At 52.8% G+C, this 19,997-nt stretch carries 21 protein-coding genes; 12 read left to right on the top strand and 9 right to left on the bottom strand.

The features are described from left to right. Positions 1–13: 13 nt before the first annotated feature. Both mtlD and mtlR read left to right on the top strand, forming a co-directional pair. A complete protein-coding gene (mtlD, locus tag OGY01_RS09970) occupies positions 14–1,162 on the top strand; it encodes a mannitol-1-phosphate 5-dehydrogenase (protein ID WP_286493038.1) in 1,149 nt (382 codons plus the stop codon). Continuing rightward, positions 1,159–1,749 (top strand): mannitol operon repressor MtlR, encoded by a 591-nt coding sequence (gene mtlR / locus OGY01_RS09965; protein ID WP_045448772.1) that lies wholly within the window; start codon positions 1,159–1,161, stop codon positions 1,747–1,749. The genes mtlD and mtlR overlap by 4 nt, the downstream gene beginning before the upstream one ends. Positions 1,750–1,760: 11 nt before the next feature. Here the strand turns inward: mtlR and OGY01_RS09960 are convergent, their stop codons facing one another. Continuing rightward, the gene (locus OGY01_RS09960; RefSeq protein ID WP_045448774.1) at positions 1,761–1,967 is read right to left on the bottom strand and encodes a hypothetical protein; all 207 of its coding nucleotides are present in this window, start codon (positions 1,965–1,967) and stop codon (positions 1,761–1,763) included. 291 nt (positions 1,968–2,258) lie between these two features. Between OGY01_RS09960 and OGY01_RS09955 the strand changes: the two genes are divergently transcribed. The 5 genes from OGY01_RS09955 (at position 2,259) to trmL (ending at position 7,006) form a co-directional block, all read left to right on the top strand. Then, positions 2,259–2,621 (top strand): YibL family ribosome-associated protein, encoded by a 363-nt coding sequence (locus tag OGY01_RS09955; protein ID WP_048223092.1) that lies wholly within the window; start codon positions 2,259–2,261, stop codon positions 2,619–2,621. 259 nt (positions 2,622–2,880) lie between these two features. Beyond that, on the top strand, positions 2,881–4,536 hold the full coding sequence (gene lldP, locus OGY01_RS09950; RefSeq protein WP_045448778.1) for an L-lactate permease: 1,656 nt from the start codon (positions 2,881–2,883) through the stop codon (positions 4,534–4,536). Next, positions 4,533–5,309 (top strand): transcriptional regulator LldR, encoded by a 777-nt coding sequence (gene lldR, locus OGY01_RS09945; protein ID WP_286493037.1) that lies wholly within the window; start codon positions 4,533–4,535, stop codon positions 5,307–5,309. Before lldP ends, lldR begins: the two co-directional genes overlap by 4 nt. Beyond that, positions 5,306–6,493, top strand: coding sequence for an FMN-dependent L-lactate dehydrogenase LldD (gene lldD, locus OGY01_RS09940; RefSeq protein ID WP_045448781.1), 1,188 nt, complete (start codon positions 5,306–5,308; stop codon positions 6,491–6,493). The genes lldR and lldD overlap by 4 nt, the downstream gene beginning before the upstream one ends. Before the next feature lie 39 nt (positions 6,494–6,532). Beyond that, on the top strand, positions 6,533–7,006 hold the full coding sequence (gene trmL, locus OGY01_RS09935) for a tRNA (uridine(34)/cytosine(34)/5-carboxymethylaminomethyluridine(34)-2'-O)-methyltransferase TrmL (protein ID WP_286493036.1): 474 nt from the start codon (positions 6,533–6,535) through the stop codon (positions 7,004–7,006). Positions 7,007–7,170: 164 nt separating this feature from the next. On the opposite strand, the gene cysE is transcribed toward trmL, so the two are convergent. The 5 genes from cysE to OGY01_RS09910 all read right to left on the bottom strand — a co-directional run bounded on the left by cysE (position 7,171) and on the right by OGY01_RS09910 (position 10,316). Further along, on the bottom strand, positions 7,171–7,992 hold the full coding sequence (gene cysE, locus OGY01_RS09930; RefSeq protein ID WP_045448784.1) for a serine O-acetyltransferase: 822 nt from the start codon (positions 7,990–7,992) through the stop codon (positions 7,171–7,173). A gap of 78 nt (positions 7,993–8,070) precedes the next feature. Beyond that, positions 8,071–9,090, bottom strand: a complete 1,020-nt coding sequence (gene gpsA, locus OGY01_RS09925) for an NAD(P)H-dependent glycerol-3-phosphate dehydrogenase (RefSeq protein ID WP_045448786.1) — start codon at positions 9,088–9,090, stop codon at positions 8,071–8,073. Beyond that, positions 9,090–9,557, bottom strand: coding sequence for a protein-export chaperone SecB (secB, locus tag OGY01_RS09920; RefSeq protein ID WP_003024155.1), 468 nt, complete (start codon positions 9,555–9,557; stop codon positions 9,090–9,092). Before secB ends, gpsA begins: the two co-directional genes overlap by 1 nt. Before the next feature lie 47 nt (positions 9,558–9,604). Then, positions 9,605–9,856 carry a glutaredoxin 3 gene (gene grxC / locus OGY01_RS09915; protein ID WP_003024152.1) on the bottom strand — a complete coding sequence of 84 codons (252 nt, stop codon included), beginning with the start codon at positions 9,854–9,856 and terminating at the stop codon, positions 9,605–9,607. Between the two features lie 28 nt (positions 9,857–9,884). After that, positions 9,885–10,316 (bottom strand): rhodanese-like domain-containing protein, encoded by a 432-nt coding sequence (locus OGY01_RS09910; RefSeq protein WP_045448788.1) that lies wholly within the window; start codon positions 10,314–10,316, stop codon positions 9,885–9,887. A 246-nt stretch (positions 10,317–10,562) separates the two neighbouring features. On the opposite strand from OGY01_RS09910, the gene gpmM reads away from it, so the two are divergent. Genes gpmM through OGY01_RS09895 form a run of 3 tightly spaced genes read left to right on the top strand, consistent with a single transcriptional unit; the run spans position 10,563 to position 14,336 of the window. After that, positions 10,563–12,107, top strand: coding sequence for a 2,3-bisphosphoglycerate-independent phosphoglycerate mutase (gpmM, locus tag OGY01_RS09905; RefSeq protein ID WP_045448790.1), 1,545 nt, complete (start codon positions 10,563–10,565; stop codon positions 12,105–12,107). 33 nt (positions 12,108–12,140) lie between these two features. Continuing rightward, a complete protein-coding gene (envC, locus tag OGY01_RS09900) occupies positions 12,141–13,400 on the top strand; it encodes a murein hydrolase activator EnvC (RefSeq protein WP_255351284.1) in 1,260 nt (419 codons plus the stop codon). 3 nt (positions 13,401–13,403) lie between these two features. Next, on the top strand, positions 13,404–14,336 hold the full coding sequence (locus tag OGY01_RS09895) for a divergent polysaccharide deacetylase family protein (RefSeq protein ID WP_048223104.1): 933 nt from the start codon (positions 13,404–13,406) through the stop codon (positions 14,334–14,336). Here OGY01_RS09895 and OGY01_RS09890 read toward each other — a convergent pair whose 3' ends face one another. From OGY01_RS09890 to kbl, 3 genes are all read right to left on the bottom strand, one after another. Beyond that, positions 14,337–15,374 carry a glycosyltransferase gene (locus tag OGY01_RS09890; protein WP_045448796.1) on the bottom strand — a complete coding sequence of 346 codons (1,038 nt, stop codon included), beginning with the start codon at positions 15,372–15,374 and terminating at the stop codon, positions 14,337–14,339. A gap of 193 nt (positions 15,375–15,567) precedes the next feature. Further along, positions 15,568–16,593, bottom strand: coding sequence for an L-threonine 3-dehydrogenase (gene tdh, locus OGY01_RS09885; RefSeq protein WP_045448798.1), 1,026 nt, complete (start codon positions 16,591–16,593; stop codon positions 15,568–15,570). 9 nt (positions 16,594–16,602) lie between these two features. Beyond that, positions 16,603–17,799: a glycine C-acetyltransferase gene (gene kbl / locus OGY01_RS09880; RefSeq protein ID WP_045448800.1), complete on the bottom strand. Its 1,197-nt coding sequence runs from the start codon at positions 17,797–17,799 to the stop codon at positions 16,603–16,605. Between the two features lie 215 nt (positions 17,800–18,014). On the opposite strand from kbl, the gene rfaD reads away from it, so the two are divergent. Both rfaD and rfaF read left to right on the top strand, forming a co-directional pair. Next, positions 18,015–18,947, top strand: coding sequence for an ADP-glyceromanno-heptose 6-epimerase (gene rfaD / locus OGY01_RS09875; RefSeq protein ID WP_286493034.1), 933 nt, complete (start codon positions 18,015–18,017; stop codon positions 18,945–18,947). Positions 18,948–18,949: 2 nt separating this feature from the next. Continuing rightward, the gene (rfaF, locus tag OGY01_RS09870; RefSeq protein ID WP_045448802.1) at positions 18,950–19,996 is read left to right on the top strand and encodes an ADP-heptose--LPS heptosyltransferase RfaF; all 1,047 of its coding nucleotides are present in this window, start codon (positions 18,950–18,952) and stop codon (positions 19,994–19,996) included. Position 19,997 lies beyond the last annotated feature (1 nt).

The following is a 19,997-nucleotide window of genomic DNA, read 5'->3' as shown; positions in this document are numbered from 1 at the left end:
GAAGGTTAATACTATGAAAGCATTACATTTTGGCGCAGGTAATATCGGTCGTGGCTTTATCGGCAAACTGCTGGCTGAAGCGGGGATACAACTGACGTTTGCGGATGTAAATCAGGTGGTCCTCGATGCCCTGAATGCCCGTCATAGCTATCAGGTTCATGTCGTCGGTGAAAACGAGCAGGTCGATACTGTTTCCGGCGTCAACGCCGTTAGCAGCATCGGCGATGATGTCGTGGAACTGATTGCCCACGTTGATTTAGTGACTACCGCCGTGGGTCCGGTGGTACTTGAGCGTATCGCTCCGGCCATCGCCAAAGGCCTGGTCAAACGTAAAGCCCAGGGTATTACCACCCCGCTGAATATCATTGCCTGCGAAAACATGGTGCGCGGAACCACGCAGTTGAAAGGTCATGTGATGAATGCGCTGGCAGATGCCGATAAAGCCTGGGTTGAAGAGCACGTCGGCTTTGTCGATTCCGCCGTAGACCGTATTGTTCCGCCTTCCGCTTCCGCAACCAACGATCCGCTGGAAGTCACCGTGGAAACCTTCAGTGAGTGGATTGTCGACAAAACGCAGTTCATAGGCGAACTGCCGAATATCCCGGGAATGGAATTAACTGATAACCTGATGGCATTTGTCGAACGTAAACTCTTCACGCTGAACACCGGGCATGCTATAACCGCGTACCTCGGAAAATTGACCGGCCATCAGACCATTCGTGACGCGATTCTCGACGAGAAAATCCGCGCAGTGGTAAAAGGTGCGATGGAAGAGAGCGGCGCGGTGCTGATCAAACGCTATGGCTTTGATGCAGCAAAACATGCGGCATACATTCAGAAAATCCTCGGTCGTTTTGAAAACCCGTATCTGAAAGATGACGTTGAACGTGTTGGCCGTCAGCCACTGCGTAAACTGAGCGCTGGCGATCGTCTGATTAAGCCGCTGCTGGGCACAATGGAGTACGCTCTGCCGCACGTTAATCTGGTCAAGGGTATTGCTGCGGCGATGCACTATCGCAGTGAAGAGGACCCACAGGCGCAGGAACTGGCGGCATTAATTGACGAAAAAGGGCCACAGGCCGCACTGGCGCAAGTGTCCGGGCTGGATGCCAACAGTGATGTGGTGGCGGAGGCGGTTAACGCATACATCGCGACCAAATGATAGAGAATCTGGCGCAGCTCAGCCTGCGCCCGAATAACAGATTGTCAGATATGCAGGCAATAATGGAACAAACGCAGGCCTTTGAAAATCGTGTGCTTGAGCGTCTGAATGCTGGCAAAACCGTACGCAGCTTCCTCATCACCGCCGTAGAATTACTCACCGAGGCGGTGAATATTCTGGTGCTCCAGGTATTTCGCAAAGACGACTATGCGGTGAAATACGCAGTAGAACCGTTACTCGACGGCGACGGTCCGCTGGGCGATCTTTCCGTCAGGTTGAAGCTTATCTACGGCCTGGGCGTACTCAGCCGCCCGGAGTATGAGGATGCAGAACTGCTCATGGCTCTACGTGAAGAGTTGAATCACGACGGCAATGAATATGCATTCACCGATGACGAAATCCTCGGACCGTTTGGTGAACTTCACTGCGTAACAGCACTTCCTCCACCGCCACAGTTTGATACCTCAGACTCGGGTTTGTACGCAATGCAAATCCAGCGCTACCAGCAGATGGTACGCTCAACCATGGTACTTTCCCTGACCGAGCTGATTTCTAAAATCAGCTTAAAAAAAGCTTTTCAGAAATAAGCGATGTCGATTTACTTTTCATCCTGCTGTGGCCGGTACAGCTGGCGATAGTACTCCAGACGCTGCAAATACAGCTGCACATTTTCCTGCGGGACTTCAGAAGGAACAACATTGCGCGGCGGTGTTTTATTCAGATACTCGCGAAAAGCCTGGCTTGACGCCATAAAATCGATGGTCTTATCAATAAGAATTGAAACGTTCTCGCCTAGTTTCGCCATAATGACCAATCCTCCATGTATTATCCGCATCCAGCCTGTGTGGCCGTTGATTTAAGTTTAGGATCAGAGAAAAGATTGTATTGAGGAAAACGTGCTTCGCGATAAACCCGCCAACAAAAGCGCCATCATTGATCTTATTACTTAAAATCCATTACCAATCAAACAACTAGTATTATTGTTAGCGATAAAATACTTGCGGCATTTGATTATTTATCTTCGATTAGTTGAGAATAATCCCGCTCTGCGCGCATACTATAGGATATTCATCCTATTTTTATCAGAAGCTATCCTATGAAAGAAGTCGAAAAAAACGAAATTAAACGTCTGAGCGATCGCCTGGATGCCATCCGCCACCAGCAGGCTGATCTCTCGCTGGTTGAAGCCGCCGACAAATACGCCGAGCTGGAAAAAGAGAAAGAAACGCTGGAAGCCGAGATCGCACGTCTGCGTGAAGTGCACGGTCAGAAGCTGAGCAAAGAAGCGCAAAAGCTGACGAAACTCCCGTTTCGCCGTGCTATCACCAAAAAAGAACAGGCAGACATGGGCAAGCTGAAGAAAAGCGTGCGCGGTCTGATCGTCGTACACCCGATGACAGAACTGGGCCGTGAAATGGGCCTAAAAGAGATGACAGGCTTTTCAAAGACCGAGTTTTGATAACAAACCGGGCAACATCCGCTTGCCCGGCCTTCCTTTCCTGCAAATTGGCCCTACCAATTCCAGCCAGTTCCGAAAACCACCTCACATTTCATTAAAATTAGCCTACAATACCGTTGCCAATAAATAACATTTGATTAACCATTCATTGTCATTATCCCTACACAACAATATTGGCAGGGCCACTTTTACACATAATGTGACCAGCAGATGAGCACAGACTCATCCCATTATGTCGGAGGCCCTCAGGAGACCTGCAATGAATCTCTGGCAACAGAACTACGACCCAGCCGGTAACATCTGGCTCTCAAGCTTGATCGCATCACTCCCGATCCTTTTCTTTTTCTTCGCGCTGATTAAGCTCAAGCTGAAAGGTTATGTCGCAGCATCGTGGACGGTGGTGATTGCCCTGTCGGTTGCCCTGCTGTTCTACAAAATGCCAGTCGATCACGCCCTGGCTTCGGTGGTGTACGGCTTCTTTTATGGCCTGTGGCCGATAGCCTGGATAATCATCGCGGCGGTATTTGTCTATAAAATCTCGGTCAAGACCGGGCAGTTCGACATCATCCGCTCCTCAATATTGTCGATTACACCTGACCAGCGCCTACAAATGCTGATTGTCGGTTTCTCATTTGGTGCATTCCTCGAAGGGGCCGCAGGATTTGGCGCTCCGGTCGCAATAACCGCCGCGCTACTGGTAGGTCTGGGCTTTAACCCTTTGTATGCAGCAGGTTTATGCCTGATTGTGAACACCGCACCAGTCGCTTTTGGTGCGATGGGCATTCCGATTCTGGTCGCGGGTCAGGTTACCGGACTGGACAGTTTTGAGATCGGCCAGATGGTAGGCCGTCAGCTGCCATTCCTGACAATTATCGTGCTCTTCTGGATTATGGCGATTATGGATGGATGGCGCGGGGTGAAAGAAACCTGGCCTGCAGTCATGGTCGCGGGCGGTTCCTTTGCCATCGCTCAGTACCTCAGCTCTAACTTCATCGGGCCGGAACTGCCGGATATCATCTCCTCTCTGGTATCACTGGTCTGTCTGACGCTGTTCCTGAAACGCTGGCAACCTGTGCGCATCTTCCGCTTTGGCGATATGGGTGCTTCACAGGTCGATCAGACGCTGGCCCGCACCAACTACACTGCCGGACAAGTTGTCCGCGCCTGGTCGCCGTTCCTGTTCCTGACGGCAACAGTAACCCTCTGGAGCGTACCGCCGTTTAAAGCGTTATTTGCACCAGGCGGCGCAATGTACCACTGGGTAGTCAATATTCCGGTTCCGTTCCTCGACAAGCTGGTTGCCCGCATGCCGCCCGTGGTGCATGAAGCAACGGCCTATGCGGCGGTGTACAAGTTTGACTGGTTCTCGGCAACCGGCACCGCCATTCTGTTTGCCGCCTTGTTGTCTATCGTCTGGCTGAAAATGAAGCCGTCCGCCGCTCTCCAGACCTTTGGCAGTACGCTGAAAGATCTGGCGCTGCCAATCTACTCCATCGGTATGGTGCTGGCATTTGCGTTTATCTCTAACTACTCCGGGCTTTCTTCAACGTTGGCATTAGCGCTGGCGCACACAGGCAGCGCTTTCACCTTCTTCTCACCGTTCCTTGGCTGGCTGGGGGTATTCCTGACAGGTTCGGATACATCGTCAAACGCGCTGTTCGCGGCCCTGCAGGCAACAGCAGCCCAGCAAATTGGTGTCTCAGATGTTCTGATGGTGGCAGCAAATACCACCGGCGGCGTAACAGGAAAAATGATTTCTCCACAATCTATCGCCATTGCCTGTGCGGCTGTGGGACTGGTGGGGAAAGAGTCTGACCTGTTCCGCTTTACCGTGAAACACAGCCTGATTTTCACCTGTATGGTGGGTGTTATTACCACCCTTCAGGCTTATGTCTTAACCTGGATGATTCCATGATTGTGATGCCCAGACGCTTGTCAGACGAGGTTGCTTCTCGTGTGCGGGCGCTGATTGAAGAGCAAAGACTGGAAGCGGGCATGAAATTGCCCGCCGAGCGCCAACTGGCCGTACAGCTGGGTGTGTCGCGCAACTCACTGCGCGAAGCACTGGCAAAACTGGTGAGCGAAGGCGTACTGCTCAGCCGTCGTGGCGGCGGGACGTTTGTCCGCTGGCAGCATGAAGCCTGGTCTGAGCAAAATATTGTTCAGCCCCTGAAAAGTCTGATGGCGGACGATCCCGATTACAGTTTCGATATTCTGGAAGCCCGTCACGCCATCGAGGCCAGCACCGCCTGGCACGCCGCAATGCGTGCCACGGTCGCTGATAAAGAGAAAATCCGGCTCTGTTTTGAAGCAACGCAAAGTGAAGATCCGGATCTCGCTTCACAGGCAGACGTTCGCTTTCATCTCGCCATTGCTGAAGCCTCACACAACGTGGTGCTGTTACAAACCATGCGCGGTTTCTTCGACGTCCTACAGTCTTCGGTGAAACAGAGTCGTCAGCGTATGTACCTCGTCCCCCCCGTATTTTCAAAACTTACGGAACAACATCTGGCGGTACTGGATGCCATTGTCACCGGGGATGCCGACGGGGCACGCAAAGCGATGATGGCGCACCTCAGTTTTGTCCACACCACGATTAAACGATTTGATGAAGATCAGGCCCGCCAGGCGCGTATCACACGCCTGCCCGGTGACCATAATGAGATTAGCAGGGAGAACAACACATGATTATTTCAGCAGCCAGCGATTATCGCGCCGCAGCCCAACGCATTCTGCCCCCTTTCTTGTTCCACTACATTGACGGTGGTGCGTATGCGGAGCATACCCTGCGTCGTAACGTGGCAGATTTATCAGAGGTGGCACTCCGCCAGCGCGTGCTGAAGAACATGGCAGACCTCAGTCTGGAAACTACCCTGTTCAACGAAAAACTGTCGATGCCGGTCGCTTTAGCGCCGGTTGGTTTGTGTGGCATGTATGCACGCCGGGGTGAAGTTCAGGCCGCCGCCGCTGCTGATGCCAAGGGTATTCCGTTTACCCTTTCGACGGTTTCCGTTTGCCCAATTGAAGAAGTCGCCCCGACCATTAAGCGTCCAATGTGGTTCCAGCTGTACGTCCTGCGCGACCGCGGTTTTATGCGTAACGCCCTGGAGCGCGCCAAAGCAGCAGGCTGCTCCACGTTGGTCTTTACCGTTGATATGCCTACGCCCGGCGCACGTTATCGTGATGCCCATTCTGGTATGAGCGGCCCGAATGCAGCAATGCGCCGCTACTGGCAGGCAGTAACTCATCCACAGTGGGCGTGGGATGTCGGTCTGAACGGCCGTCCGCACGATTTAGGCAATATCTCAGCCTATTTAGGTAAACCAACTGGCCTTGAAGATTATATCGGCTGGCTGGCGAATAACTTCGACCCTTCCATTTCCTGGAAAGACCTGGAGTGGATCCGTGAATTCTGGGATGGCCCGATGGTGATCAAAGGGATCCTCGATGCGGAGGACGCCCGCGACGCCGTGCGCTTTGGCGCGGATGGCATCGTCGTCTCTAACCACGGCGGCCGCCAGCTTGATGGCGTGCTGTCTTCTGCACGCGCGCTGCCCGCCATTGCCGACGCAGTAAAAGGCGATATCGCGATTCTGGCAGATAGCGGCATTCGTAACGGTCTGGACGTCGTGCGTATGATCGCACTGGGGGCCGACAGCGTTTTGCTGGGTCGCGCGTATCTGTACGCTCTGGCAACCCATGGCCAGGCGGGTGTGGCGAATCTGCTGAATCTGATTGAGAAAGAGATGAAGGTGGCGATGACGTTGACCGGCGCGAAATCGATCGGTGAAATCAGCAAGGACTCACTGGTACAAGAGCTTAGTAAACTTCCGATGGCGCTGGCACCGCTTGCCCATGGGGACGCGGCGTAGTGAAAATGCTATGCTGCCCCCCGCAATTAAGGGGGCAGCATGCTTAACATCGTTTTATTCGAACCAGAAATTCCGCCGAATACCGGCAATATCATCCGCCTGTGTGCTAACACCGGGTTTCGTCTGCATATCATTGAGCCGATGGGTTTTACGTGGGACGATAAACGCCTGCGCCGCGCAGGGCTGGATTATCATGAGTTTACGGCGGTGGTTCGCCATCACGATTACGCCGCGTTTATCGAAGCCGAAAAACCGCAGCGCATGTTCGCCCTCACCACCAAAGGCACCCCAGCACACAGTGCTGTGAGCTATCAGGATGGTGATTATCTGATGTTTGGCCCGGAAACACGCGGCCTGCCAGCGACTATTCTGAACGCCCTGCCAGCCGAACAAAAAATCCGTATTCCAATGATGCCGGACAGTCGCAGTATGAACCTGTCAAATGCGGTATCGGTGGTGGTGTATGAGGCCTGGCGCCAGTTGGGCTATCCTGGCGCAATATTGCGAAGTTGATTTTGAAGGATGGCGGCTGGCGCCTTATCCGACACGAATTTGCCATTTATTTTTCGAGCGTTATCGGCGCAGTCAGGTTGGACACGGACTGCGCGCAGCCACCGGAGCGTACACGCAGTACGTGAGGATGGCGAGCACAGCCCGGGTTCAAGATGAGCTCGAAATCAGATGCCGTCGCCGTACTCGAACGTATGGTGTATGCCATTGAAATGCTGATCCATATCCATAGATGGCTTATCACTGTCGGGTTTGCCGACAATCCGTGCTGGAACGCCTGCGGCGGTGGTGTGTGGCGGTACAGGCTGTAAGACGACAGAGCCTGCGCCAATCTTCGCGCCGCGTCCAACCTCTATGTTGCCGAGAATTTTCGCTCCCGCGCCAATCATCACGCCTTCACGAATTTTCGGATGGCGATCGCCCCCCGCTTTCCCCGTCCCGCCAAGCGTCACGGATTGCAGGATGGAAACATCGTTTTCAATTACCGCGGTTTCACCGACCACAATACCGGTAGCGTGATCGAGCATAATCCCGCGGCCAATTTTTGCCGCCGGGTGAATATCGACCTGGAAAGTGACTGACACCTGATTTTGCAGGAAGATCGCCAGCGCCTGTCGCCCCTGATGCCACAACCAGTGACCGATGCGGTAGGCCTGCAACGCATGAAAGCCCTTCAGGTACAGAAGTGGGGTTGAGTATTTATCAACGGCCGGGTCACGAGTGCGCACAGCCTGAATATCGCAGGCCGCTGAAGCAATCATTTCTGGATCAGCCGCGTAAGCTTCTTCCACGACTTCGCGGATAGCAATCGCAGGCATTATTGGAGAAGCAAGTTTGTTCGCCAACATATAACTCAGCGCACTGCCGAGGTTTTCATGCTTGAGCAGCGTTGCGTGGTAAAAACTGGCCAGCATTGGCTCACAGTCAGCCAGTGCCCGGGCTTCCGCTTTAATATTTTTCCAGACAATATCCAGTTCTTCACACGGCATTGCATACTCCAGAAGGTAGCAAAACGACCGACCCGTTCTATGCGGGTCGGGCCGTTATAGTAAAACAGATCCTGATAGCTAGTGGTTACTACGCTCGTCCTTGCGTGCACGACCTAATAACGTCAATGCTGCCTCGCGCGCGTTTTTTCCGCAATACAATACTTGATAAATTTCCTCGGTTATTGGCATTTCGACACCAAAACGGTGCGCCAATTCACGAACTTCTTTCGTATTACGGTAACCTTCAACCACCTGGCCAATCTTGTCCTGCGCGCCCTGCACATCCATACCCTGACCAAGCATCATGCCGAAACGACGGTTACGTGACTGGTTATCGGTACAGGTCAGCACCAGATCGCCTAAACCTGCCATTCCCATGAAGGTGGCAGGATCGGCCCCCAGCGCCACGCCAAGGCGCGACATCTCGGTGAGACCACGGGTAATCAATGCCGTACGCGCATTGGCGCCAAAACCGATGCCATCAGACATCCCCGCGCCAATCGCAATCACGTTTTTCACCGCGCCGCCAAGCTGAACACCAATGAAATCCGGGTTGCTGTAGACACGGAAGCTTTTGCCACAGTGCAGCAATTGCTGCAGATCGTCAGCAAAGGTATCGTCCGTCGAAGCCAGAGAAATCGCGGTAGGCATACCCGCCGCCAGCTCTTTAGCAAACGTTGGGCCGGAAATGACCGCCAGCGGGATAGCATCCCCCAGCGCTTCACGCGCGACGTCCTGTAACAGGCGTCCCGTTTCCGCTTCCAGACCTTTTGTCGCCCAAACCAGGCGCGCATCAGAGCGCATCAGCGGTTTGATCTGTCGCAGCACTTCGCCAAAGACATGGCTCGGCACCACTACAAGAATATTACGGCTGGCTGCCAGCGCCGTGGCTAAATCACTTTCCAGGCGCAGCGTTTCAGGAAAAGGCACATCAGGGAGGAACGCGACGTTGCAACGATCGTGCTCAAGAGTCGCGATATGTTTGGGATCATGGCCCCACAGAACAACCTGATGGCCATTTCTTGCCAGGGTGATGGCAAGAGCGGTGCCGTACGAGCCGGCACCAATCACAGTCATTGAAGCATTACTTTGGTTCATCAGGCATCCTGATGTTCTTCAGTACCTTCACCAGCCTGCTGCTGTAAATAGTTCATGAACAGCGCATCGAAGTTGACCGGCGCAAGGTTCAGTTGCGGGAACGTACCGCGTGAAACCAGGCTGGTGATGCATTCGCGGGCATATGGGAACAGAATGTTCGGGCAGTATGCACCCAGGCAATGCGCCATCTGAGTCCCTTCAATACCACTGATGGAGAAGATACCGCCCTGCTGAACTTCGCACAGGAACGCAGTTTCTTCACCCAGAGAAGCCGTTACGGTGACACGCAGCACAACTTCATACACATCATCTGCCAGTTGGGTAGATGCAGTATCAAGATCAAGTTTAACCTCTGGCTGCCAATCTTTCTGGAAAACATGCGGTGCATTTGGCGCTTCGAAAGATACATCCTTGGTATAAATACGTTGGATCTGGAAAGCCATTTCAGTGTTGTTTTGTTCTGACATGTTTAGAAAACCCTTTAGTGTTGTCCTTTAAATACTTTCTGTACGCCTTAACGCAGCAGGGGATCCAGTCCACCACGCGCATCCAACGCATACAAGTCGTCACAACCGCCAATGTGCTGTGCATCAATAAAAATCTGCGGAACCGTCGTACGGCCACTGCGCTTGATCATCTCTTCACGCTTCACGGCATCACCGTCAATCGGAAGTTCCTGGAAACTCACACCCTTGCTGTTCAACAGCGCTTTTGCGCGGTGGCAAAACGGGCAGGTTGCTTTGGTATAGATCTCGATGTTGGCCATGACTTCTCTCCGATATTACCTTACGGTGCTATTTGCCGCGAACCAGTGGCAGGTTTTCACCACTCCAGCCTGCTACGCCGTCTTTCAGTACAGATACCTGCTCAAAACCAGCTTTGATCAGTGCGGTTGCAGATTCCTGACACTGCATGCCGGAGCCATCAACCACAATGACCGGTTTGGCCTTGTGTTTTTCAAGCTCACCAAAATTATTGGCTTTGATTTCGCTTGGCAGCAGGTTCGTGGAGCCTGCGATATGACCTTTGCGGAAGTCATCGCGCTGACGTAAGTCCACAATAACCGCATCTTCTTTATTGATAAGACGCGTAGCTTCACCACGTGTGATTACCTTCACTTTCGAGGTCAGGCTTTTAAACGTAGTAAATAATACAGCCGCCAGTAACGCAATCCAGGCGATACTCAATACAGGGTGGCGACTAACAAATTGCATAATTTCTTGCATGGGGGGTAACAACTCCCGACTTAGTGATTAAAAAACAGGGAAAGAGTATACCTGCGCGTTGGCGCAAATACAGCCAGAGCGTGCATTGGATTGCATTTTTGCGGAGCGCTACCGAAAAAAAAACGTAAATCAGAGCGCTCCCCGGACCGCTCTACCCCATTATTTGATCTTCTGGGGCTATTTTATCGATTCAGCTGTAGTAAAATTACGCAATTACTTTTGTCTATTGAGTGTGAGGTTGTCGCAATGTCGGTTTCTAAAAAACCTATGGTACTGGTGATTCTGGATGGCTATGGCTATCGTGAAGACAGCCAGGATAATGCCATCTTTAATGCCAAAACCCCGGTGATGGATGCTCTGTGGGCAAAACGTCCGCATACCCTGATTGATGCGTCTGGTCTGGAAGTCGGGCTGCCTGACCGCCAGATGGGCAACTCCGAAGTGGGCCACGTCAACCTGGGCGCGGGCCGTATCGTGTATCAGGACCTGACTCGTCTGGATGTTGAAATCAAAGAACGTACCTTCTTCGCTAACCCGGTGCTGACCGACGCGGTTGACCAGGCAAAAAATAGCGGAAAAGCAGTACACATCATGGGTCTGCTGTCTGCTGGTGGCGTACACAGCCACGAAGATCACATCATGGCGATGGTTGAACTGGCTGCAGAACGCGGCGCAGAAAAAATCTATCTGCACGCCTTCCTCGATGGCCGCGATACCCCACCGCGCAGCGCTGAAAAATCCCTGCAAAAATTCGAAGAGAAATTTGCTGCACTGGGCAAAGGCCGCGTAGCGTCCATCATTGGTCGTTACTACGCAATGGACCGCGACAACCGTTGGGATCGCGTTGAACAAGCGTATGACCTGATGACGCTGGCACAGGGTGAATTCCAGGCTGATACTGCGGTAGCCGGCCTGCAAGCTGCTTATGCCCGCGATGAAAACGACGAATTCGTGAAAGCGACCGTGATCCGTGCTGAAGGCCAGGCTGATGCCGCAATGGAAGACGGCGATACGCTGATTTTCATGAACTTCCGTGCTGACCGTGCGCGTGAAATTACCCGTGCGTTTGTTAACACTGACTTCGATGGTTTCGCACGTAAGAAAGTCGTTAACCTCAACTTTGTGATGCTGACCGAATACGCGGCTGACATCAAAACTGCCGTTGCCTATCCACCAGCATCTCTGGCTAACACTCTTGGCGAGTGGATGGCGAAACACGACAAAACGCAGCTGCGTATTTCCGAAACCGAAAAATATGCACACGTCACCTTCTTCTTCAACGGCGGCGTAGAAGAGCCGTTCAAAGGCGAAGAACGCATCCTGATCAACTCCCCGAAAGTTGCTACCTACGATCTGCAGCCAGAAATGAGCTCCGCAGAACTGACCGAGAAGCTGGTTGCCGCGATTGAGAGCGGTAAATACGACACCATCATCTGTAACTACCCGAACGGCGATATGGTCGGCCACACCGGGGTGATGGAAGCGGCAGTTAAAGCAGTGGAAGCGCTGGATCACTGCGTTGAGCAGGTAGCCAAAGCGGTTGAATCCGTTGGCGGCCAGTTGCTGATTACCGCAGACCACGGCAACGCTGAGCAAATGCGCGATCCGTCTACCGGTCAAGCACATACCGCACATACCAACCTGCCAGTTCCGCTGATTTATGTGGGCGACAAAAACGTCAAAGCAGTCGAAGGCGGTAAACTTTCCGATATCGCCCCGACCATGCTGACGCTGATGGGTATGGAAATCCCGCAAGAGATGACTGGTAAGCCGCTGTTCATCGTGGAATAATCCCTCCCCATGAGGGGAAAGGCGATTAATACCATCACATGGGCCGTGAAATTGCGAAAGTTTTCAGTCAGGCCCTTGTTCTACGCCAGCGCGCTTAGCGCTGGCGTATTGTTGTGCGCCTTTTCCGCCCACGCGGACGAACGCGATCAACTCAAATCTATTCAGGCCGATATCGCGGCAAAAGAACGCGCGGTACGCCAACAGCAGCAGCAGCGCTCCACCCTCCTCGCCCAGCTTAAAGTCCAGGAACAGGCTATCGCCGTTGCCGCGCGTCAATTGCGCGAAACGCAAAATTCGCTGGTGCAGTTGAATGCACAAATCGCTGAGATGAATGCCTCAATAGCAAAACTGGAAAAACAACGCGCAGCGCAGGAGCGCAGCCTTGCGGCCCAACTGGATGCCGCGTTTCGTCAGGGTGAGCATACCGGTATCCAGTTAATCCTCAGCGGTGAAGAGAGCCAGCGTGGACAACGTCTACAGGCCTATTTTGGTTATCTGAACCAGGCGCGGCAGGAAACAATCGCCCAGTTGAAGCAAACTCGCGAAGAAGTCGATGCGCAGAAAGCCGAACTGGAAGATAAGCAGAGTGAACAACAGACGCTGCTGTACGAACAGCGCGCTCAGCAGGCTAAGCTGGAACAGGCCCGTAATGAGCGCAAAAAAACGCTCGCAGGGCTGGAGTCATCCATCCAACAGGGTCAACAGCAGTTAAGCGAGTTGCGTGCCAACGAATCCCGTCTGCGCAACAGTCTTGCCCGGGCTGAAGCCGCCGCCAAAGCACGCGCTGAACGTGAAGCTCGAGAGGCGCAGGCTGTACGCGATAAGCAGCAGGAAGCGTCACGCAAAGGCTCTACGTACAAGCCGACCGAAAGTGAAAAATCACTGATGTCTCGTACCGGCGGTTTGGGTTCACCACGCGGTCAGGCATTCTGGCCTGTACGCGGCCCGACTTTGCATCGCTATGGCGAACAACTGCAAGGTGAGCTACGTTGGAAAGGGATGGTTATCGGCGCTTCCGAAGGTACCGAAGTAAAAGCCATTGCTGATGGCCGCGTTATTCTGGCGGACTGGCTACAAGGCTACGGTCTCGTCGTCGTGGTTGAACATGGTAAAGGCGATATGAGCCTGTACGGTTATAACCAAAGCGCACTGGTCAGCGTGGGTACGCAGGTTCGCGCCGGGCAGCCGATTGCCCTGGTGGGTAGCAGTGGTGGTCAGGGCAGACCTGCACTCTATTTCGAAATTCGTCGCCAGGGTCAGGCGGTCAATCCACAGCCGTGGTTGGGAAGATAAGTTTTGCCTCAGTTTCATCGCATATTGTTCTCACTCGCCAGCCTGCTGGCATTCGCAACCCCTGTTTTTGCTGGCAAACTCGCTATCGTCATTGATGATTTCGGTTATCGCCCGCACACTGAAAATCAGGTACTGGCGATGCCGTCAGCGATCTCCGTCGCCGTATTACCTAACGCCCCACATGCACGTGAGATGGCGACCAAAGCGCATAACAGTGGCCACGAAGTCTTGATCCACCTGCCAATGGCGCCGCTGAGCAAGCAGCCGCTGGAAAAAGATACTTTGCGTCCGGAGATGAGCAGCGACGAGATTGAGCGGATAATTCGCGACGCGGTGAACAAAGTGCCGTATGCCGTCGGACTCAACAACCATATGGGCAGCGCGATGACTTCCAGCCTGTTTGGGATGCAGAAAGTAATGCAGGCGCTGGAGCGCTACGATCTCTACTTCCTGGACAGCATGACCATCGGCAATAGCCAGGCCATGCGTGCGGCTGCGGGAACGGGTGTGAAGGTCATCAAACGCAAAGTCTTCCTCGACGACACACAAAACGAGGCGGACATTCGCCGTCAGTTTAATCGCGCAGTCGATCTTGCCCGCCGCAACGGTTCCGCTATTGCCATTGGGCACCCTCACCCTTCTACAGTACGTGTCCTGCAGCAGATGGTTTATAGCCTGCCAGCTGATATTACGCTGGTGCGCCCGAGCAGCCTGCTCAATGAACCGCAGGTGGACACCTCCACGCCAAATCTGACGACACCGAAAAACGGCGCGCCTGATGCACCGCGAAATCCTTTCCGCGGAGTAAAACTGTGCAAGCCGAAAAAACCGTTAGAGCCGGTTTACGCCAGCCATTTCTTTAACGTGCTTGGAGAAAGCATCACCCAAAGCACGCTGGTGCAGTATATGCGACTGCAGTGGCAAGGCTGGCAGTAATCAGTCTTTCAGATTGAGCGTTAAATGGGCCAGTCGGCGCGGAGTCAGTGATGTATCGCGCCACTTGCTAAACCGGATGGCCCACAGAAGCACCTGATAACCCAGTTTGACGCTGCAAATATTACTCACCATGCGCTTAAACATACCAGAGGCGAAAACCTCGGCAATCATGCGCTGACGAATCTTTTCGTCAGGCTCTTTACGTATGCAATGACAAACACGCAGCGCTTCGTAAATCACCTGCTGTTTGAACTCTGGATAAATCGGGATCCGTCCGGCGTAATCATGATTCATCTTATCCAACAGACGGGTAATTTTTATGTAATGACGCTGATAGGCCAGGTTTTTCAATCCCGTACGTTTCAAACGGCTAACAGAAGCGCCGTGCAGGAAGTATTTATACAGCGGAACTTCCGTGTAGCGCGCACGTTTAGCGTTAAACATAAACTCCGTAGTCCAGATAATATCCTGATGGTGGAGGCCGGAAAGAAAAGTCAGCCCAGCGTCACGGATGGTTTGATGGCGGTAAACGCCCATCCAGACCACATGTCGCCAGCGGCGACTGGCTAACGCTTTTCGCAACCAATCCGGCCCGGTCATCACCTCGGTAGAGCGAATACGATCGGTTGGAATAGATGCCCAGGTATGGCCTGTTTCCGCAATACACCAGTCCGCGTTGCACTGCGCAACATCCAGATTGTCCTTCAGCGCCATAGTCATCAGCGTTTCGTACATTTCCGGATAGGCAATATCATCGCCGTCAACGTAAGCGATGTATTCACCTTTCGCAATCTTCATGCCGGTATTTCGCGCCGCCGAAACGCCCCCATTACGCTGGTGTAACAGATGAACGTGCGGATAACGATCCGCATAAGTCTGAGCGAGCTCCGCCGAGTTATCCGTAGAGCCATCATTAACAATAATGATTTCCAGATTTTTCCAGGTTTGCGCAATCAGCGAGTCCATACACGCAATGAACGGTTCACCCGTGTTGTAAAGCGGCATAATGACGCTCAGGAGACCAGGGGTATAGGTCATATAAAATCCTGTCAGACAGTATAATTAACGGCAATTTTAAACATATTAAGCGGCAAATGATCAGAGATAATGAGTCATATCTTTGACGGAAAATGCGCCGGACATGTGGGATCGTGCAAACAAAAAAATCCCCGGAGATTTAACGATAATAAATATCCGGGGACAACACACAGAATCCATTGAATGGATATGGTTAATCCCAGCTCAGGATCACTTTCCCTGACTGACCTGAACGCATTGCGTCAAAGCCCTGCTGGAACTCATCGATAGAGAATCGATGCGTGATGATTGGCGACAAGTCCAGGCCAGACTGGATCAGGGCCGCCATTTTGTACCAGGTTTCAAACATTTCGCGACCGTAGATACCTTTAATAAACAGTCCCTTAAAGATAACCTTTGTCCAGTCGACTGACATGTCTGACGGTGGGATCCCCAGCATGGCAATACGGCCACCATGGTTCATGGTGTCTAACATGGCGCGAAACGCTGGCGGCGCACCGGACATCTCCAGACCCACATCAAACCCTTCAGTCATCCCCAGTTCGGCCATCACATCGGTCAGATTTTCTTTCGATACATTGACCGCGCGAGTGATACCCATTTTGCGCGCCAGATCCAGGCGATACTCATTAACATCCGTAATCACCACGTGGCGTGCGCCAACATGCTTCGCTACCGCTGCGGCCATAATACCGATAGGGCCAGCACCAGAGACCAGCACGTCTTCACCCACCAGATCGAATGACAGAGCCGTATGCACGGCATTGCCGAACGGATCGAAGATAGATGCTAAATCATCGGAAATATTATCCGGGATTTTAAACGCGTTAAACGCCGGGATCACCAGATATTCTGCAAAGCAACCAGGACGGTTCACGCCGACACCAGTCGTATTCCGGCACAGGTGAGTACGCCCACCGCGACAGTTACGACAATGTCCACAGGTAATGTGACCTTCACCGGAAACACGATCGCCGATTTTAAAACCTTTAACTTCCTGGCCGATACCGACAACTTCGCCGACATATTCATGCCCTACTACCATCGGAACCGGGATGGTTTTTTGCGACCATTCATCCCAGTTATAAATGTGAACGTCAGTCCCGCAGATGGCTGTTTTACGGATTTTAATCAGCAAATCGTTATGACCGACTTCCGGTTCAGGAACGTCAGTCATCCAAATGCCCTCTTCCGCTTTCAGTTTGGATAACGCTTTCATTTCACATCCTCAGGCAATAACGCCCAGTTGTTTACCAATGCGTGTGAACGCGTCGACAGCACGCGTAATCTGCTCAGGAGTATGCGCCGCAGACATCTGGGTACGGATACGCGCCTGGCCTTTCGGAACCACCGGATAGAAGAATCCAGTAACGTAAATCCCCTCTTTTTGCAGCTCGCGGGCAAAGTCCTGTGCTACCACAGCATCACCCAGCATTACCGGGATAATGGCGTGATCGGCACCGGCCAGCGTAAAGCCAGCAGCTGACATTTGTTCACGGAACTGACGTGCGTTCGCCCACAGACGACCACGCAGTTCGCTACCTGCCTCGACCATCTCCAGCACTTTGATGGAAGCAGCAACAATTGCCGGGGCCAGAGAGTTAGAGAACAGATACGGGCGCGAACGCTGACGCAGCCACTCCACCACTTCTTTACGTGCCGCAGTATAACCACCAGATGCGCCACCCAGTGCTTTACCCAGCGTCCCGGTGATGATGTCCACACGCCCCATCACGTCACAATACTCATGAGAACCGCGACCGTTTTCGCCGACAAAGCCAACCGCGTGGGAATCATCAACCATCACCAGCGCATCGTATTTGTCTGCCAGATCGCAGACGCCTTTCAGGTTTGCAATCACGCCATCCATGGAGAAGACGCCGTCGGTGGCGATTAGCACATGGCGAGCCCCCGCTTCACGAGCTTCTTTCAGGCGAGCTTCCAGCTCCTGCATATCGTTATTGGCGTAACGGAAACGCTTCGCTTTACACAGACGAACGCCGTCGATGATTGATGCGTGGTTCAGGGCATCGGAGATAATCGCATCTTCTGCACCCAGCAGCGTTTCGAACAGGCCGCCGTTGGCGTCGAAACAGGAAGAGTAAAGAATGGCGTCTTCCATCCCCAGGAATGTAGCCAGTTTTTGCTCCAGTTGCTTATGGCTGTCCTGGGTTCCACAAATAAAGCGCACCGACGCCATACCAAAGCCGTGAGAATCCATACCCGCTTTTGCTGCCGCAATCAGTTCCGGGTGGTTAGCCAGTCCCAGGTAATTGTTCGCACAAAAGTTAATAACGTGGCTTCCGTCTGCCACGGTGATATCCGCCTGCTGGGCAGACGTAATAATGCGCTCTTCTTTAAACAATCCTTCCGCACGTGCGGTTTCCAGATCGTTCGTTAACTGCTTGTAAAAATTCCCACGCATTGCAATTCTCCAGACTGGGCAAATTTCAGCACATATTACCCAAAGCTATACGTTGATACGAGATGACGCATCATCACTTCTTTAAAATGAAGCATAAATCACGTGTACCCGCACAGCTTATCTGTGAATGGCTGAAGCCAGAGCCATGTAGTGATATGATTAGAGACATTCGTGTCTGAGATTGTCTCTGACTCCATAATTCGAAGGTTACAGTTATGATCATCGTTACCGGCGGCGCGGGCTTTATCGGCAGCAACATCGTTAAGTCCCTGAATGATAAAGGCATCACCGATATTCTGGTGGTGGACAACCTGAAAGACGGCACCAAGTTTGTGAACCTGGTGGATCTGAGTATTGCTGACTACATGGACAAGGAAGACTTCCTGATCCAGATTATGGCCGGAGAAGATTTCGGCGATATTGAGGCGATTTTCCACGAAGGCGCATGCTCCTCCACCACCGAGTGGGACGGCAAGTACATGATGGACAATAACTATCAATACTCTAAAGAGCTGCTGCACTACTGCCTGGAACGCGAAATTCCGTTCCTGTACGCCTCTTCTGCCGCCACCTACGGCGGTCGTACTTCTGACTTCATCGAATCCCGCGAATATGAGAAACCGCTGAACGTCTACGGCTACTCAAAATTCCTGTTCGACGAATATGTGCGTCAGATCCTGCCTGAAGCAAACTCCCAGATCGTTGGCTTCCGTTATTTCAATGTCTACGGACCGCGTGAAGGCCATAAAGGCAGCATGGCAAGTGTGGCTTTCCATCTCAACACCCAGCTCAACAATGGCGAAACACCAAAGCTGTTTGAAGGCAGTGAAAACTTCAAACGTGATTTCGTCTATGTCGGCGATGTTGCAGCGGTAAACCTGTGGTTCCTGGAAAATGGCGTTTCCGGAATCTTCAACCTCGGTACTGGTCGGGCAGAATCTTTCCAGGCCGTCGCGGACGCTACGCTGGCGTACCACAAAAAAGGCAGTATTGAGTACATTCCGTTCCCGGAAAAACTGAAAGGCCGTTACCAGGCATTTACCCAGGCGGATCTGACTAACCTGCGTGCTGCGGGCTATGACAAACCGTTTAAGACCGTTGCCGAAGGCGTAACGGAATATATGGCCTGGCTGAACCGCGACGCGTAAGTATGAAAATTTTGGTGATAGGCCCGTCATGGGTGGGCGACATGATGATGTCGCAAAGTCTCTATCGCACGCTCAAGGCGCGCTATCCCCAGGCGATAATCGACGTGATGGCACCTGCATGGTGCCGTCCGCTGCTGTCGCGTATGCCTGAAGTCAACGAAGCCATCGCCATGCCGCTGGGACACGGTGCGCTGGAGATCGGCGAACGCCGTAAACTCGGTCACAGTATGCGTGAGAAACGCTATGACCGTGCTTACGTGCTACCAAACTCTTTTAAATCCGCTCTGGTGCCGTTCTTTGCAGGCATTCCCCATCGTACCGGCTGGCGTGGCGAGATGCGCTACGGCTTACTCAACGATGCGCGCGTGCTGGATAAAGAGGCCTGGCCGCTGATGGTCGAACGCTATGTGGCGCTGGCCTACGATAAAGGCGTGATGCTTTCCGCCAAAGATTTACCGCAACCGCTGTTATGGCCACAACTGCAAGTCAGTGAAGGCGAAAAATCACTGACCTGTAACCAGTTCTCCCTCTCTGCTGAACGCCCAATCATCGGCTTTTGCCCTGGCGCAGAATTTGGTCCGGCGAAACGCTGGCCTCACTATCACTATGCTGAACTGGCGAAGCAACTGATCGACGAAGGCCATCAGATTGTGCTGTTTGGCTCGGCCAAAGATCATGAGGCCGGCAATGAGATTCTGGCAACGCTGAACACCGAACAGCAGGCGTGGTGTCGTAACCTGGCTGGCGAAACGCAGCTGGAACAGGCCGTTATTCTGCTTGCCGCCTGTAAAGCTGTTGTCACCAATGACTCCGGCTTAATGCACGTTGCCGCGGCGTTGAACCGACCTCTGGTAGCATTGTATGGCCCAAGTAGTCCTGACTTTACCCCGCCGTTGTCTCACAAAGCGCGGGTCATTCGTCTGATTACGGGTTATCACAAGGTTCGTAAAGGGGATGCAGCAGAAGGTTATCACCAGAGCCTGATTGACATCACTCCCCAGCGTGTACTGGAAGAACTCAATGACCTGTTGTTACAAGAGGAAGTCTGAC

It is taken from the genome of Citrobacter sp. Cm038, assembly GCF_030333105.1.
Taxonomy (GTDB): domain Bacteria; phylum Pseudomonadota; class Gammaproteobacteria; order Enterobacterales; family Enterobacteriaceae; genus Citrobacter; species Citrobacter murliniae.
Note: the sequence above shows the minus strand (reverse complement) of the source record. Positions and strands in the feature narration are given on the sequence as shown.